Origin of the sequence: Algoriphagus sp. NF (assembly GCF_028823735.1) — a bacterium.
GTDB classification, from domain to species: Bacteria; Bacteroidota; Bacteroidia; order Cytophagales; family Cyclobacteriaceae; genus Algoriphagus; species Algoriphagus marincola.
This window is the reverse complement of the sequence record NZ_JAPEIB010000028.1, coordinates 19,059-33,694: the sequence shown is the minus strand read 5'-3', so window position 1 is coordinate 33,694 and position 14,636 is coordinate 19,059. Positions and strand designations below refer to the sequence as shown.

At 42.7% G+C, this 14,636-nt stretch carries 13 protein-coding genes; 7 read left to right on the top strand and 6 right to left on the bottom strand.

Annotated elements, in window-relative coordinates; genetic code table 11:
• Window positions 1–15 precede the first annotated feature (15 nt).
• From OU792_RS13395 to panC, 3 genes are read right to left on the bottom strand one after another with little or no spacing between them, the layout of a single operon-like run.
• Complete coding sequence (locus OU792_RS13395; RefSeq protein WP_274670438.1) at window positions 16–1,020, bottom strand: lysylphosphatidylglycerol synthase transmembrane domain-containing protein; 1,005 nt, start codon at window positions 1,018–1,020, stop codon at window positions 16–18.
• Window positions 1,020–1,367, bottom strand: coding sequence for an aspartate 1-decarboxylase (gene panD / locus OU792_RS13390; RefSeq protein WP_134200338.1), 348 nt, complete (start codon window positions 1,365–1,367; stop codon window positions 1,020–1,022). The genes OU792_RS13395 and panD overlap by 1 nt, the downstream gene beginning before the upstream one ends.
• Window positions 1,368–1,392: 25 nt before the next feature.
• The gene (gene panC / locus OU792_RS13385) at window positions 1,393–2,274 is read right to left on the bottom strand and encodes a pantoate--beta-alanine ligase (RefSeq protein ID WP_274670437.1); all 882 of its coding nucleotides are present in this window, start codon (window positions 2,272–2,274) and stop codon (window positions 1,393–1,395) included.
• Between the two features lie 92 nt (window positions 2,275–2,366).
• Here panC and OU792_RS13380 point away from each other — a divergent pair, with 92 nt between their 5' ends.
• The 3 genes from OU792_RS13380 to glmS all read left to right on the top strand — a co-directional run bounded on the left by OU792_RS13380 (window position 2,367) and on the right by glmS (window position 6,460).
• Complete coding sequence (locus tag OU792_RS13380) at window positions 2,367–3,179, top strand: glycogen/starch synthase (RefSeq protein ID WP_026946331.1); 813 nt, start codon at window positions 2,367–2,369, stop codon at window positions 3,177–3,179.
• 61 nt (window positions 3,180–3,240) lie between these two features.
• Entirely contained in the window at window positions 3,241–4,497 is a 1,257-nt protein-coding gene (locus tag OU792_RS13375) for a DUF4270 family protein (protein ID WP_274670436.1), read from the top strand.
• Window positions 4,498–4,618: 121 nt separating this feature from the next.
• The gene (glmS, locus tag OU792_RS13370) at window positions 4,619–6,460 is read left to right on the top strand and encodes a glutamine--fructose-6-phosphate transaminase (isomerizing) (protein ID WP_100628544.1); all 1,842 of its coding nucleotides are present in this window, start codon (window positions 4,619–4,621) and stop codon (window positions 6,458–6,460) included.
• 27 nt (window positions 6,461–6,487) lie between these two features.
• Here glmS and OU792_RS13365 read toward each other — a convergent pair whose 3' ends face one another.
• Window positions 6,488–6,724, bottom strand: a complete 237-nt coding sequence (locus OU792_RS13365) for a Kazal-type serine protease inhibitor family protein (RefSeq protein ID WP_134200342.1) — start codon at window positions 6,722–6,724, stop codon at window positions 6,488–6,490.
• Window positions 6,725–6,840: 116 nt separating this feature from the next.
• On the opposite strand from OU792_RS13365, the gene prfA reads away from it, so the two are divergent.
• Together prfA and OU792_RS13355 are read left to right on the top strand one after the other, a co-directional pair.
• Entirely contained in the window at window positions 6,841–7,917 is a 1,077-nt protein-coding gene (gene prfA, locus OU792_RS13360; RefSeq protein WP_134200344.1) for a peptide chain release factor 1, read from the top strand.
• An 85-nt stretch (window positions 7,918–8,002) separates the two neighbouring features.
• Entirely contained in the window at window positions 8,003–8,527 is a 525-nt protein-coding gene (locus tag OU792_RS13355; protein WP_134200346.1) for a GNAT family N-acetyltransferase, read from the top strand.
• Window positions 8,528–8,599: 72 nt separating this feature from the next.
• Here the strand turns inward: OU792_RS13355 and OU792_RS13350 are convergent, their stop codons facing one another.
• Together OU792_RS13350 and OU792_RS13345 are read right to left on the bottom strand one after the other, a co-directional pair.
• Complete coding sequence (locus OU792_RS13350; protein WP_134200348.1) at window positions 8,600–9,832, bottom strand: cystathionine gamma-synthase family protein; 1,233 nt, start codon at window positions 9,830–9,832, stop codon at window positions 8,600–8,602.
• A 213-nt stretch (window positions 9,833–10,045) separates the two neighbouring features.
• Window positions 10,046–12,871, bottom strand: a complete 2,826-nt coding sequence (locus tag OU792_RS13345; protein WP_274670435.1) for a YCF48-related protein — start codon at window positions 12,869–12,871, stop codon at window positions 10,046–10,048.
• A 137-nt stretch (window positions 12,872–13,008) separates the two neighbouring features.
• Here OU792_RS13345 and OU792_RS13340 point away from each other — a divergent pair, with 137 nt between their 5' ends.
• Window positions 13,009–13,662, top strand: coding sequence for a Tll0287-like domain-containing protein (locus OU792_RS13340; protein ID WP_026946338.1), 654 nt, complete (start codon window positions 13,009–13,011; stop codon window positions 13,660–13,662).
• Between the two features lie 16 nt (window positions 13,663–13,678).
• Window positions 13,679–14,635 carry a formylglycine-generating enzyme family protein gene (locus tag OU792_RS13335; protein ID WP_274670434.1) on the top strand — a complete coding sequence of 319 codons (957 nt, stop codon included), beginning with the start codon at window positions 13,679–13,681 and terminating at the stop codon, window positions 14,633–14,635.
• The last annotated feature ends 1 nt before the right edge of the window (window position 14,636 follow it).

The window sequence follows — 14,636 nt, the reverse complement described above, 5'->3', positions numbered from 1 at the left end:
TGGTTGAGTACGAAATTACGCGGATTCAGGTTTTTTCCAAGCGGGTTTTTGAAGCATATACACCCATGAAATCAGCCCTGCAATGAGAATAAGGATCAGCTGTGTTCCGTGGATGATTGCCGCAAAGATTTTTCCATCCTGCTCCGCTATTCCCAACTGTATCAAAATAAAGGCCACGAGTGCATGAAAGGTCCCAATTCCCCCCTGAACGGGCGCTACCATGCCAATACTACCCATGACCATGACTAAAAGCACCTCGCCAGGAGACAAATTGGCAGTACTTGCAATCCCCATGGATACCGCATACATGGTCGAAAAATAAATAATCCAAATCAGCAATGAACTCAGCCAAAAGCCCCAGGGATTGCTCAATCGACTGATTCCTTTCACCCCACCATAAATATCGCGAAGGAAACCCTGGATTTTTTGAATTAGTCCACTTTGCCGGAATCGGCGGAAGATCAAATATCCAAAGAGAACCATTACTCCAAAAGCACCAATTATCAATGGAAGATTATCCAAAATTCCTTGGAAGATTTGCTCCAAATTGACCAATTGGTTGGCCAGGCTGATAAAAAGTTGATTTTCGATGAAAAAAGCTAAAAGGATGGTTCCTATTAGGAAAAGAAGATCAATGGATCGTTCGATAATGACGGTACCAAGTAGCTGGCCAAGAGAGATTCCATTGGTGCGTGTCAAAACCCCACAGCGAGCGACCTCCCCAGCCCTTGGAACGACCAGGTTTGCCAGGTAGCCAACCATCACAGCATGGTAAGCTTCGCTGTAGCTGACCTTCTTTCCCTCAGACATATCCATCAGCAAGGTCCATCTCCAACCGCGGAGCCAAAACCCGAAAAGGGATATTACCAAGGAAAAGCAAATCCAAAACCAATTACTGGTTTTTACCTGGCTCCAAAGTGTCTCGACTTCAATATCCTTGTATAAGAACCAAAAAATCCACACCGCCAATCCCAGAGAAATTAGCACTTGTAGGATTTGTTTGATTCTTGGGTGAAGCATCAAATCAATTGATTTTGATCATCAGGGAAGATGATGGTTGGTTTGAATTTTTTTGCCTCTTCAAAATCCATGATTCCGTAAGAAAAAATAATGATCATATCTCCAACGGCAACTCTTCTAGCAGAAGGACCATTCAGGCAAATTTTTCCGCTTCCGCGCTCACCTTTAATCACGTAGGTTTCCAATCGCTCACCATTATTGATATTGACGATTTGGACTTTTTCATTTTCGATAAGATTGGCCGCATCCATCAAATCTTCATCGATGGTAATGGACCCTACATAATGAAGCTCCGCCTGGGTAACTTTTACCCGGTGGATTTTAGACTTCATGATTTGAATTTGCATTGGCTTAGTTTTTCAGCTCGCAAATCTAAGCAATTACTGGTAAGTTGTCGATCAATCTCACTTTTCCAACCTCGGCGGCCACGCAAAGGGAGCTTTTTTGATTGGGGTCAAAAGTCTTTAAAATTTCGAAACTTTCCGTCCCTACCAACTCAAAGTACTCTAAACTCACCCCTTCAGCTTGCTTAAAATCGCGGATGATGTTCTGTTGCACTTCCAACCAACTTTTTCCATTTAAAAGTTCCTCTTTAGCCCTTGATAAGGATTGAAATAAAAGCAGGGACTTTTCTCTGGAGACTGGGTCAAGCCGGCGGTTGCGGGATGACATCGCTAAGCCATCGTTTTCTCGGCGAGTAGGAACTGTTTGGATTTCGATAGGAAAGGAAAGGTCCAACACGAGCCGCTTGATGATTGCCACTTGCTGCAGGTCTTTTTGTCCGAAAAAGGCTACATGAGGCTGGATCAGGTGAAAAAGCTTGGATACCACCAAGCCCACCCCATTGAAATGTCCAGGCCGAAAGGCTCCTTCTAGCACTCGCTCCAGCGGGCCGAAGTCCAATGTCATTTGAGATTTTTGAGGGTACATGGTTTCCACAGAAGGAGTAAAAACATAATCCGCACCCTCAGTTTTCAAAAGATACAAGTCATCATTTAGACTTTGTGGGTACTTGGCAAAGTCCTCCGGATTGTTGAATTGAGTGGGATTGACGAAAATGGAGACTACCGTCACATCACAATTTTCTTTAGACCTTCTGACCAGGTCGAGATGGCCTTGGTGCAATGCGCCCATCGTTGGGACGAGCCCTATTCGAAAGTTTTTCTGAAGAAGTCGGAGGCGGATTTCTGACCATTCGGCTCCAGTGTAGAATACCTGCACGCTTTGGGTAATAGCTTGGGGAAGATGCCGCAAAACTAGATTAATATTCAGAAAAACAAGGCTTTTCACCCTTTTTTTATTATCTTTGCGTCGTTGTTTATCACTTTACTAAAAAAACACTTAATATGTCCAAATTACGTATCCTCTACGTTGCTAGTGAAATCAACCCTTTTCTCCAAACTTCCGAAGTAGCCCAATTCTTACGAACACTCCCTCAAGCCATGCAAGAGCGCGGTATGGAGATCCGTATTTTGGTGCCTCGATTTGGGCTTATCAATGAGCGCAAAAACCGACTTCATGAAGTAGTTAGGCTTTCAGGGATCAACATTGCCGTAGGAGAAGAAGAAAAACCACTAGTCATCAAGGTGGCTTCCATCCCTCAGGCGAAGTTGCAGGTTTATTTCATCGATAATGAGGACTACTTTCAGCGAAAGAGTGTCTTCCATGATAAGCAGCAAAAATTCTACGAAGACAATGACGAGCGTGCGATCTTCTTCTGCAAAGGCGTGATCGAAACTGTCAAAAAACTAGGTTGGGCTCCGGATATCGTTCACTGTAATGATTGGATGACTTCACTCATTCCGATGTATCTGAAGACTACTTACAAAAACGAGCCTCTTTTCAAGGACACAAAATCCGTATTTGCTATCTACAACAATGGATTTTCTCATACCTTTGGCGATGATTTGTTAAACAAGGTTAAGATGGTGGACATAGATGACACGATTTTAGCACCTTTGGAAAGCAAAGATTTCGAAGGCTTTATCCGCATGGGCATGGAATATGCCGACTTAGTAGTCAAAGGCGGGGAAGTTTCGAAAGATCTAAACCAACTAATCGAGGATTTCTCTAAAGACAAGAAGTTTGAAATCAGTATTGAAGAAGAGGAGCAGGCTCACGAAGAGCTCTACGATATTTACACCAATTTGGCAGGCTAAAGCACTAGCGGCTGCCCTTGTAGTCACCATTTTCTTAAATTCTTGTTCTGACCCGTCTTCCGTGGGTATCGAATTGGCACCGGGAAACAACCAAGTGGGAGTTTTCTTTGTGGACTTCGAACTACCTGCGGAAGTCGTGTTATTGGACTCTTTTAATACGACCAATCAAAGTATTTTGGTCGTAGGGGAAGAGCAGGATGATTATTTTGGAAAGACTTCCGGAATGGGTTTCACCCGTTTGTTTATCAATGCCGTGGAAGAAAGACCGGAGTCTGAGGCTATTTTGGATTCCATGTTTTTCAACCTGGATGTGGTATCTGTTAACGGACAGGATCTGGAAAATCCCAAGTTCTACAGCGTCCATCGCTTGACAGAGCAACTCCAGGATACGCTTTATTACAATTTCAATGAGCTGAGCTTTGAAGAGAATCCCATAGCTAGCTCTGAGATTGAATTTGGTGAAACCAAGGATACCACCTTGATGATCCCTGTGACTGAAGCTTTCGCAGAAGAGCTCTTTGGAAAAATGAAGCGGGGAACGGAGTTCAACAATCTTTTTACTTTCCGTGAGTATTTCCCCGGAGTAGCCATCAAGGCCCGTGAAGGAGATAATACAACCATCGGCGTCAATTTGGGATTTGAAACAGGTATCACCACCTTCTTTCACTACCCGGGAGATACGGTAGCAACTACCTATGAGATCAGCACGGCATCTTCCAGAAGCTTCAATTCTGTGAAAAGTGATCGATCTGGGACTCCGACAGCTGTGGTGACTGAAAACCAAATTTCATACAAGACAGGAGTATTATCCGGAATGAAATCCAATTTGGGCATGGCTATCAAGATCAACACTGATCCTGTCGACGAGTTTTTAGATACTCTTTCAGGCGTGATCTTTAAGCAAGTTATTTTTGAGTTGGGTGAAATTGAATCAGTTCCCGAAGGACAGAACCCTCCTTCTACCTTTGTCGCCTATTTTACTGATGACACGAATGAAATTTTGACCAGATCTGATGGTCAACCGATAACGGTTCAGCGAGATGGTTTACCTCAGACTGAGGAAAGTGAGAGCGGGCAAATCCAGCCTTCATTCAATGCTCCTGCTATCGCTAGATATAATCAAAATGAAAATATTTATCGATTAGGGATCACTTCTTATTTTAATGCGGTTTTTAGAGGTGAAATTTTGAACAGAGATTGGTTATTGTATGGCAACTCTCCCGAGACTACTGGAGACGACTTTAAGCGCTCCTTTAGACAGTTCAAAGTTCGAGATAACAATATAAAAGTCAGAGTGATTTACTCGAAAACGCGGTAAACAATCGTTTTCGAAAAAGTAATTAGAATCCACTTTCAAATTTTAAGAAAGTGGATTCTTTTTTTTGGCATGAAAGCTGTTTCTTTGTGGAAGTTCAATTTACCTTAAATTATTTTTCAATATGTGCGGAATTGTAGCGTATGTGGGGCAGCAGGAAGCTTTGCCCATCATTATCAAAGGACTCAAGCGTTTGGAATACCGAGGATACGACAGTGCCGGAGTAGCCCTATTGGATCAAAAAGGCCTGAGTATTTACAAAAAGAAAGGAAAAGTCTCTGAACTGGAAAAGCATCTTGAATCAAATGGAGCGATCCAGTCTAAGATAGGAATCGGGCATACCCGTTGGGCTACTCATGGAGAGCCTAATGATGTCAATGCACATCCCCATTATTCCTCTTCGGAGAAACTAGCCATGATCCACAATGGGATCATCGAAAACTACGAGGTCCTAAAGAAAGACCTTCTCCAAAAAGGCTATACTTTTCAGTCCGAAACGGACACGGAAGTTTTTATCAAGTTTATCGAGGATATCCAAAAACACAATCAGTGTTCGCTTGAGGAGGCACTGCGTCTTGCGCTTCATAAAGTCGTCGGTGCTTATGCCATCGTTCTCATCAATCTGGAAGAACCGGATACCTTGATCGCTGCTCGAAAGGGTTCGCCCTTGGTGATAGGAGTGGGAGAAGATGAATACTTTTTGGCATCTGATGCTACCCCCATCATAGAATACACCAATAAGGTGGTGTATCTGGATGACTACGAAATTGCAGTGATCCGAAACGGTCGTCTTCAGGTCAAGACGATTGAAAATGTGGAGACCAATCCTTACATCAATCAGCTGGAAATGGAGCTTGAGGCGATCGAAAAGGGCGGCTATGAGCATTTCATGATGAAGGAGATTTATGAGCAGCCAAAGTCCATTGCGGACTGTCTTCGAGGACGATTGGATGCAAAGTCAGGCCGTTTAGTTTTGGGCGGTTTGCGTGATTACATGAATAAATTTCAGAATGCCGAACGAATCATAATCACAGCTTGCGGTACTTCCTGGCATGCGGGTTTGGTAGCAGAGTACTTGTTTGAGGAATTTGCCCGTGTCCCAGTGGAAGTAGAGTATGCCTCCGAATTCCGATATAGAAATCCGGTGATCAATGATCGGGATTTCGTGATTGCGATCTCCCAATCCGGAGAGACAGCTGATACCTTGGCTGCGATCGAGTTGGCCAAGTCCAAAGGGGCAACCATTTTTGGAGTTTGTAACGTGGTAGGTTCTTCTATTCCACGCGCTACCCATGCAGGTTCATACACGCACGCAGGTCCAGAAATCGGTGTGGCTTCGACCAAAGCATTTACAGCTCAGATTTCGGTCTTGGCGATGATGGCGCTCAAGTTGGGCTATCAGCGTGGTACTTTGCCTGAAGGACGCTATATCCAGTTGCTTCATGAGCTAGAAGCCATTCCCTCTAAGGTAGAAAAGGCATTGGAATCCAATAAGCAAATTGAGTACATCGCCTCTGAATACAAAGATGTACGAAATGCCCTGTATCTAGGCCGTGGATATAATTTCCCGGTTGCTCTGGAAGGTGCTTTGAAGCTGAAGGAGATATCCTATATCCATGCAGAAGGCTATCCAGCTGCAGAGATGAAGCATGGTCCGATCGCCTTGATTGATGAAGAAATGCCGGTAATTTTTATTGCTACGCAGGATAGCTCTTATGAAAAGGTAGTCTCTAATATTCAGGAGGTGAAAGCCAGAAAAGGAAAGGTCATCGCAGTAGTCACTGAGGGAGATACACAGGTGCGGGGTATGGCAGATCACGTGATTGAGATTCCTGAAACCCACGAAGCTTTTGCGCCCCTAGTGGCCGTTGTTCCACTGCAACTGCTCTCTTATCATATAGCAGTGATGCGTGGTTGTAATGTGGATCAGCCAAGAAATTTGGCGAAATCTGTTACAGTCGAATAAGATATAAGGCTCCAAATCAACGGAGCCTTAATTTTTTTCATCGCAGGCTCCTGAGGAAAAGCTGGTGACTCCGGAATTGATGGCATTGCACTCATTTCCATAGGTTTTTCCATCACAGCCACAGACAGGGGCGTAGAGTGTAATGCAGATTGCATCCAGGTTGATTTTGGACTCGTCAATACAATCCTGAAGCTGGGTGTCCTCTGAGCAATTTGCTAGAAGTAAAACAAGAATAATAAAGCTAGCATTCCGGAATACCTTCATATGAGAAAATCTATGATGCTGGAACGAAAAGGAGTTCGAAAATGATACATCTGGAATAATGTCTCTTCTTCCCAAGCGAGAATTAATCCTTACTTTTGTACAGCGAAGAAAAAACCATGCTAGATAAATTACAGGCCCTAAAAGAGAGATTTGAAGAAGTTGGACAACTCATCATCCTGCCCGAATCCATGTCGGATATGGGTAAGTATGCCAAGCTCACCAAAGAGTATAAAGACCTTGAAAAGGTGGTGGAGGCCTATGATGAATACAAGTTGATTCTTCAAAATATTGACAGCTCAAAAGAAATCTTAGAAAAGGAAAAAGATCCGGATTTTCGCGAAATGGCCAAATCTGAGCTGGATGAATTGCGAGAGCGCAAGGATTCGATGGAAGAGCATCTCAAGCAACTTCTGATTCCTAAAGATCCCAACGATTCTAAGGACTGTATCTTAGAAATCCGAGGTGGTACAGGAGGTGATGAAGCGGCGATTTTTGCAGGAGATTTATTCAGAATGTACCAGCGATTTTGTGAGATGCAAGGATGGAAGTTGACCGTTTTAGATTTGACTTTTGGCTCTGCAGGAGGCTACAAAGAAATCATTGCTACGGTATCTGGGGCAGATGTATATGGCATGCTCAAATATGAATCCGGTGTACACCGAGTGCAACGTGTGCCGGCAACCGAGTCCCAGGGGAGGGTACATACTTCCGCAGCTTCAGTGGCAGTACTGCCCGAAATGGATGAAGTTGAGGTTCACCTCGATATGAATGATATACGAAAGGATACCTACTGCTCCTCCGGTCCGGGTGGGCAGTCTGTCAATACAACCTATTCGGCGGTCCGATTGACCCACAATCCCACAGGTTTGGTGGTGACCTGTCAGGATGAAAAGTCTCAAATCAAAAACTTTGAGAAAGCGCTGAAGGTCCTTCGATCAAGACTATATGAGATCGAACTAGCCAAGCACAATGAATCCGTGGGAGCGCAGCGTAAATCCATGGTAGGTAGTGGAGATCGATCAGATAAAATCCGAACCTACAACTATCCCCAGTCTCGGGTGACTGATCACCGAATCAACAAGACCGTCTATAATCTCCCCGAAGTCATGGATGGAAATATTGAGGAGTTTATTTCTGCATTGCGCTTGGCAGAAAACCTTGAGAAAATGCAAAATTCTGGTCTGGAAGAATAAATTGACCTTTTGCATAAAACTGGGGCTATTTTTGTAGATTGCTTGGATAGGGAGTTATATTCCCTGATTGTTAGGAATTGCTGTTATGATACTTGCAGGAGAAAAAGAAATTAAGCTGGTAACGTGGAATGAAAATCACTTCCACCAATTATATCCTTTGGCCAATAATCCCAAAATAGCGATGAATTTGCGGGATAGTTTCCCGCAACCATATACCATCCATGATGCCCGTCATTGGATTGAGCATAATCAAAAGTTTAACCCTCCCCAAAACTTTGCGATCGAGTTTGAGGGAAAGCTAGCCGGAGCAATTGGCTCAGAGCGAGGTAAAGATGAACTACGAACAAACGTGGAATTGGGTTTCTGGGTAGGGGAGCCTTTTTGGGGAAAAGGAATTGCTACTGAAGCAGTTAGACTTTATACCGATTACCTTTTTGAGCGCTTCGATATACAGCGGGTTTTTGCCCAGGTTTTTGATTACAATGGAGAGTCTATGAATGTGTTAGAAAAGGCAGGCTATGTTCCCGAAGCCATATTGAAAAAGGCCTATGTTAAAAGAGGAACCATAGGAGACCTTTTTCAATATGTAAAAATCAGAGGGGAAGAGTGATGTTTACTAGTTAGTATTTAGTAGCAAACATCCAGTAAAAAGCCCACTCTTTGAATTTTGGTTTTTCCCTTTCTATGCTTTTTCAAGTGCCTCAGAGATATCCCAAATTAGGTCTTCAAAATATTCCACCCCGATCGAAAGCCTGACTAGGTTTTCAGAAATTCCAATTTCTGCCCGGTCTCCTTCATCTACATCACTGTGAGTCATGGTGGCCGGATGTTCCGCAAGAGATTCGGTACTACCTAGTGAAACTGCTAGTTTGAAGAGCTTGAGGTTGTCTAGGAATCGGAAAGCCGCTTCTTCTCCTCCCTCTATGTCAAAAGAGACCATTGCACCTGCTGAGGACAGCTGATGCTTAAAAATCTCATATTGAGGGTCACCTTCTTCTAAATGTCCTAAATAGTAAACCTTACTTACTTTTGGATGGTTTTTAAGGAAATCGGCTACTTTTTCGGCATTTTTTGCCTGCTGTGTCATTCTTACTTTCAGCGTTTCTAGGCTTCGCATCAATAACCATCCGGTCCATGGCCCTGCCATATTTCCCAAAAAAGTCCGGAGCGTTCGTACTCGCTGCATTAATTCAGATCGCCCAAGGACAGCACCGGCTATCAAGTCCGAATGCCCTCCAATATATTTGGTCGCTGAATAAACTACCAAATCAGCTCCTAACTTCAGAGGATGTTGCCAAAGAGGCCCCATATAGGTGTTGTCTACTACGACATAAACTTGATTTTCCGGGGTACTTAGCCGGTCAGCCACTCTTTTGCAAAGGGTCAGATCGAAAAGGGCATTGGTAGGATTGGCGGGAGTTTCGATATAAATCAGTTTCACATTTTTCCCTTGGGCTATAGATATCAAAGTTTCCTCATCCATGGCGTTGGTAAAACCTACACCTTCAATCCCGTATTGAGGCAAGACTTTGTTGATAAAGTGATCCGTTCCTCCATAGACAGGTTTACTATATAGCAATGCATCCCCAGGTCTTAAAAACTCTAGTAAAACCGTTGAAATCGCAGACATACCACTTTCGAAAACAGCGCATTCATCTGCACCATCCCAAAGAGTCAGTCGTTCCTCCAGGATTTGAAGGTCTGGATTATTCAGTCTGGAGTAGATTAGGCCCGGTTGTTCCTCTGGTGATTTTTCTCTTTTGCCGTAAGCAATTTCAAAAAACTCTTTTCCTTCTTTTGCACTTTTGAAAACGAAGGTGGATGTCTGGAATATGGGACATTTGACAGCTCCTTCTGACCATTCTGGCTTGTAGCCATATGACATCATCAAACTCTCTGGGGCAAGTGAATGCATAAAATTTGGGTTTATATTCTCCCCAAATCATCAAAAAATTTTCGGAATTCCCAAATCAAAAAACCTAATATAATTTGGATTAATTATATGATGCGGTATGATATTTTAAATATCTAGAATAAAAAGGATATAATTTTACAAGTGCCAAATAAAATTTGGCTATCTCGAAAAAATATGACAAGTGAAAAAATTCTATGTGGTGAAGATTTTTTTCTATTGAACAAGAATTTTTCTGACCACAAGGTCAGCAGACCCAGTCATTCGGATAAAATACAATCCTGGCCGAAGATTTTTAATTTCGATCCGTTTTTGTCCCTTATTGATTGGAAGCATTTCAATGGATTTTCCATTGGGATCAAAAATATCAATTGAATTCCACTGGTCTAAAAATTCTGCCTCAATGAACACTCTTCCTGTGGATGGATTTGGGAAGACTTTTAATCCTTTGATAGCCGGCGAAGGCTCCAATGATGTCACTAGACTGACAATGATAGGCAGGCTCCTCTCTGGTCCAAATCCACATGCATTTTGGGCAGCTACAGTCAGGCTATATTCCCCCTCTTCCACCCAGGATACCTCTACTCTGTTGGTCCCCTGACCGCTCAAAATCCTTCCTTCACCTTCTATTTGCCATTGGAAATTAAAGTTGGGCTGATTTTGAACTTCATAAAAGTAATTTCCTGGAGCCAAGATACTTTCGCCTTGAATTTCGCCGGGTTGGCTAGGACTTGCGATCACTTGAATTGGAAGAAGGACTGGATCAATGGTACCACAGCTATTTTCGGGTGTAGCAGTCAGTGTGGTTTGGCCAGCTTGTGTCCACTCTACCTCAACCTCGGCAGTCCCTTGTCCTGAGATGATGGTACCACCTGCTGCATTCCAGGTATAAGTTACACCTTCTAATGTCGGGAGTACATAAGTTTCTGTTTGATCCACGCAGGTGGTTCCTTCTCCCTGGATTTGAAGATTTTGAGGTGGGATATCAGAGACAATTACCTCCATGTATGAGGTTTCTCCGGATCCACAGAAATTCTGGCGACTGACGAAGACCCCTTTTCTACCCGGATCAGTCCATTCCACTTCGATTTCGGAAGTGCCTTGACCGGAAATGATATTGCCTCCGTCTACACGCCAGGTGATTTCTGATCCAGGTGCAGGGGAATCAGCAATTGTGTATGTTTTCATTTCCAGACAAGTAAAGCTAGGACCTGAAATTTCTGCCAATCCTCCAGAAGGTGGTACACAATCGTATCCAATAACAACCCCATCCTTCCCCACTGCGAATGCTTTATTGGGATTCACTGATTGGATTGCATACAAATCTCTTTTTGTTTTTGAATCGAATTTGGTCCATGACTCACCGCCATCGACGCTGATCAGAAATAGGCCTTCTTTTCCTACAATAAAACCCGTCTTTTCATCAAAGAAATCAACTCCCAAAAAATCTATTTCATATTCAGTCTGTATCTTTTTCCAAGACCTTCCTAGGTCCTCGGTTTTTAATATGGTCCCTTTTTCACCAATCACAATCGCAGTTGAATCGCTCAGTTGTGATGTGAAGTAAAGATCATTCTCTGTTCCAGATTCGATTCTTGGCCAATCTGAGCCATTATTAGAAATGCTGATGTAGCCACCCTCTCCTACCGTCATGGCGTTTTGAAGATCAAAACCTAAAAGGTCATTTATATCTTGGTCGGTATCGGTGGTTTCTTGCTGAAAAAGTTCCCAGGAGTTGCCGCTAGTGCCAGAAGAACGCACAATCAGGCCAGATTGTCCAGACAAATATGGGAATTCGGGAAGGAATAAATGAATTCCTTTCAGAGATTGATTTGTTTGGATCGGAAGTGGCGTCCATGATTGTCCACCATTGGACGTTCTATAAATGTTACCGTTTTCTCCAGCAACAAAACCATAATTTCCGTTCCAAAAATCAGCGGTAAGAATTGAGATTTTATCCGGAATGGGCCTTTCAATTACTGATCTAAATGCATTGGTGGTTACGAAAAACTTCCCTTCAGTTCCTGCAGCTATTGCAAAGGTGTTGGATAGAAATTCAAGCGTATAAAAGTCTACACGATTACCCAAAAGTTTTAATGCCCAAGAGTTTCCAGCATTAGCAGATGTAATGGAATATCCATCTTGACCGACAGCGTAAATTGTGTTTTCACCTGGTTTGAAGCTTAGCTTTTTAATTGTTCTTTCACTTCCTTGGGCAGGCAGGTTGATTTTTGAAAAACTTGTTCCCGAATTAACAGACCTAAATAATGCATTATTAGCTCCCGCGACATTAATTATCCTTTCATCCAATTCTCCGATGCTTAGGCTGTAAAAATCTACAGCCTCGGACGCTTGAATACTAGTCCATGTTTTACCAGTATCAAGAGAATGGATAATAGTTCCTGCTTCCCCTGCCGCGTAAACTTTACCCGAAGCTGAGATTTTTATGCTCTTTAAATTCTCAGAGGTGGCTACTGAGGTGATTTCCCATGTTTCACCCATATCTTTGGATTGGGCAACAAGGCCCTGATCTCCGGCTAAAACTCCAAGCCCACTATCCGAAAAATCCACTTCATAGAGGTTTGCACTTAAATTGGGACCCACTTCTACCCAGGTTTTTCCTTCATCTGTTGATTTAATAATTAAACCATCAGCTCCAACAGCAATTACTTCCGTTTCATTAATTTTTGAAACACTAAAAATATCCTTTGTAGTACCGGAGTCTGACGAATCCCAAGTTTTTCCTCCATCCAAAGAGTAATAAACTTGACCTTGTTCACCGACCGCAATTCCGGTATTCTCGCTAAGAAATGTCAAATCAAAAAACCTGAAATCAAAGTTTCTAGGAACTTCCTGCCAGCTTTCTCCTCCATCTTCTGTGACTGCAATAATTTGCTCACCTACAATAACTCCATGAAGATTAGATGTCCAATATATTGACTCAAAGTCTAAGCCCCAGCTTTGTAATTGCGAAAAGGTTTGTCCCTTCGCAAAACTGGAGAACATAAATATGGTAAAAATAAAGAGTAGGTATTTTCTCATCATTTGCTTTGAATCCAAACAAATTTAAGTGAATTCCGCACTTGTCAAAGTTCAATTTTGAATGTCTAAATTAAGGCTTTCCTATCATTTATTAGGATTGATTAGTAGATTTAGCAAAAGCAAACCAAATAAAAGATATGACTCGGAATCTGACTCTTATTTTCTTTATCACCATTTTGGCTTCTTGTGGAGGTGGCGAGCGAGTTTCCAAAGAAGTCTTTGAGGAAGTAAACCAAGCAATGGAAGTGAAAAAGCTAAATGAAGCTGAAATACTCGAAGAAGCCATGATATGGGGTGATTCAATCAGCTTGGAGGCTCAGAAGCAACTCATGGGAAGCCTTCAGAAAGCCATTGCCGAGAAAGGAGTACCCGGAGCTATTGAGTTTTGTAATGTTCAAGCCCTTCCTATTTTGAAAGAAGTGGGGGACAAATACGGAGTGGAGGTAAGAAGAGCTTCCAATCGGTACCGAAATCCTGCAGACCAGCCTACTGAAATGGAGTTGCGCTATCTTGAAACCTACGAGTACGATGTTGAAAATGGAAATGAATTAGCACCCAATCTCCAAAAACTAAATGGAGGAGAGGAGTTGCTTTACACTAAAGCAATTGTAATTCCTGGAGGACTTTGCTTGAATTGCCATGGTGAACCGGGCAAGGAAATCAATGAAGAGACCTTACAGAAGTTAAATGAGCTATACCCTGAGGATAAAGCAAAAGGGCATCAAATCGGAGATCTTCGCGGAATGTGGTCCATCAAAATTCCCAAAAAAGAAGTCGTAAAAAGGATGTAATTGAGATCAAATGGGCATGAGCAAGACATGGGTTTTTATTATTCTACTTTTCCTGACCTTAGGCGAAAAGGACTATTCGGAATTCAATGCCTATGATCAGTCTATTGAGGGTACTGATCTCTATTTTTCTATGGTACCAATTCCCGCTGGAAGTTTCATTATGGGCTCTGATAATTCGGTTTTTTTGGACGAAAAACCAGCTCATGCTGTTCAGATTGATGCATTTTGGATGAGTGCTCATGAAGTTACCTGGGATATTTTTGAGCTATTTGTTGATAAGAATTATGAATTGGCTATTTCCGAAGGTCCTATTGGGGATCAAGTGGATGGTCTTTCTCGTCCTTCTCTACCGTATCTAGATATGACTTTCGGGATGGGGAAAGAGGGGAAGCCTGCTGTAGGTATGACACAGTATGGAGCTATCCAATTTTGCCATTGGTTATATCTGAAAACGGGTGTATTCTACAGATTGCCTACCGAAGCGGAATGGGAATATGCAGCGAGGGCAGGCTCAGATGCCCGGTATTTTTTCGGAGAAAAGAGTTCTGATTTGAGTGATTACGCATGGATTAAAGAAAATTCGGAAGAGTCCACTCAGAAAGTAGGCATCAAAAAGCCAAATCCTTGGGGGCTTTACGATATCTACGGAAATGTACTGGAATGGACCATGGATCATTATGATTCGAATTTTTATAAGGAATCCTCCGAATTAAACCCCTTAAACCCTTCCACCAATCTCTATCCAAGGGTAGTTCGTGGAGGTAGTTTCAAGCATTCTGCAGATGAAATTAGCGCTAGCAGAAGATTTGCCACTGATCCAAAATGGAAACAGATTGATCCACAAATTCCCAAAAGCCAATGGTGGTTTCCAGAAGCACCATTTTTGGGGATTCGTCTGGTTAGACCCTTAGAAAGTCCATCTGAAGAAGAAATTCAGGCCTATTATGGACAAGCACCTATCGATGACTATTAAA

Excerpts from the sequence above, each read along its gene's own strand:
- OU792_RS13395 (WP_274670438.1), bottom strand. The coding sequence starts at position 1,020 with ATGCTTCACCCAAGAATCAAACAAATCCTACAAGTGCTAATTTCTCTG.
- prfA (WP_134200344.1), top strand. The coding sequence starts at position 6,841 with ATGCTAGATAAATTACAGGCCCTAAAAGAGAGATTTGAAGAAGTTGGA.
- OU792_RS13380 (WP_026946331.1), top strand. The coding sequence starts at position 2,367 with ATGTCCAAATTACGTATCCTCTACGTTGCTAGTGAAATCAACCCTTTT.
- glmS (WP_100628544.1), top strand. The coding sequence starts at position 4,619 with ATGTGCGGAATTGTAGCGTATGTGGGGCAGCAGGAAGCTTTGCCCATC.
- OU792_RS13355 (WP_134200346.1), top strand. The coding sequence starts at position 8,003 with ATGATACTTGCAGGAGAAAAAGAAATTAAGCTGGTAACGTGGAATGAA.
- panD (WP_134200338.1), bottom strand. The coding sequence starts at position 1,367 with ATGCAAATTCAAATCATGAAGTCTAAAATCCACCGGGTAAAAGTTACC.
- OU792_RS13345 (WP_274670435.1), bottom strand. The coding sequence starts at position 12,871 with ATGAGAAAATACCTACTCTTTATTTTTACCATATTTATGTTCTCCAGT.
- OU792_RS13350 (WP_134200348.1), bottom strand. The coding sequence starts at position 9,832 with ATGCATTCACTTGCCCCAGAGAGTTTGATGATGTCATATGGCTACAAG.
- OU792_RS13335 (WP_274670434.1), top strand. The coding sequence starts at position 13,679 with ATGAGCAAGACATGGGTTTTTATTATTCTACTTTTCCTGACCTTAGGC.
- OU792_RS13340 (WP_026946338.1), top strand. The coding sequence starts at position 13,009 with ATGACTCGGAATCTGACTCTTATTTTCTTTATCACCATTTTGGCTTCT.
- OU792_RS13365 (WP_134200342.1), bottom strand. The coding sequence starts at position 6,724 with ATGAAGGTATTCCGGAATGCTAGCTTTATTATTCTTGTTTTACTTCTA.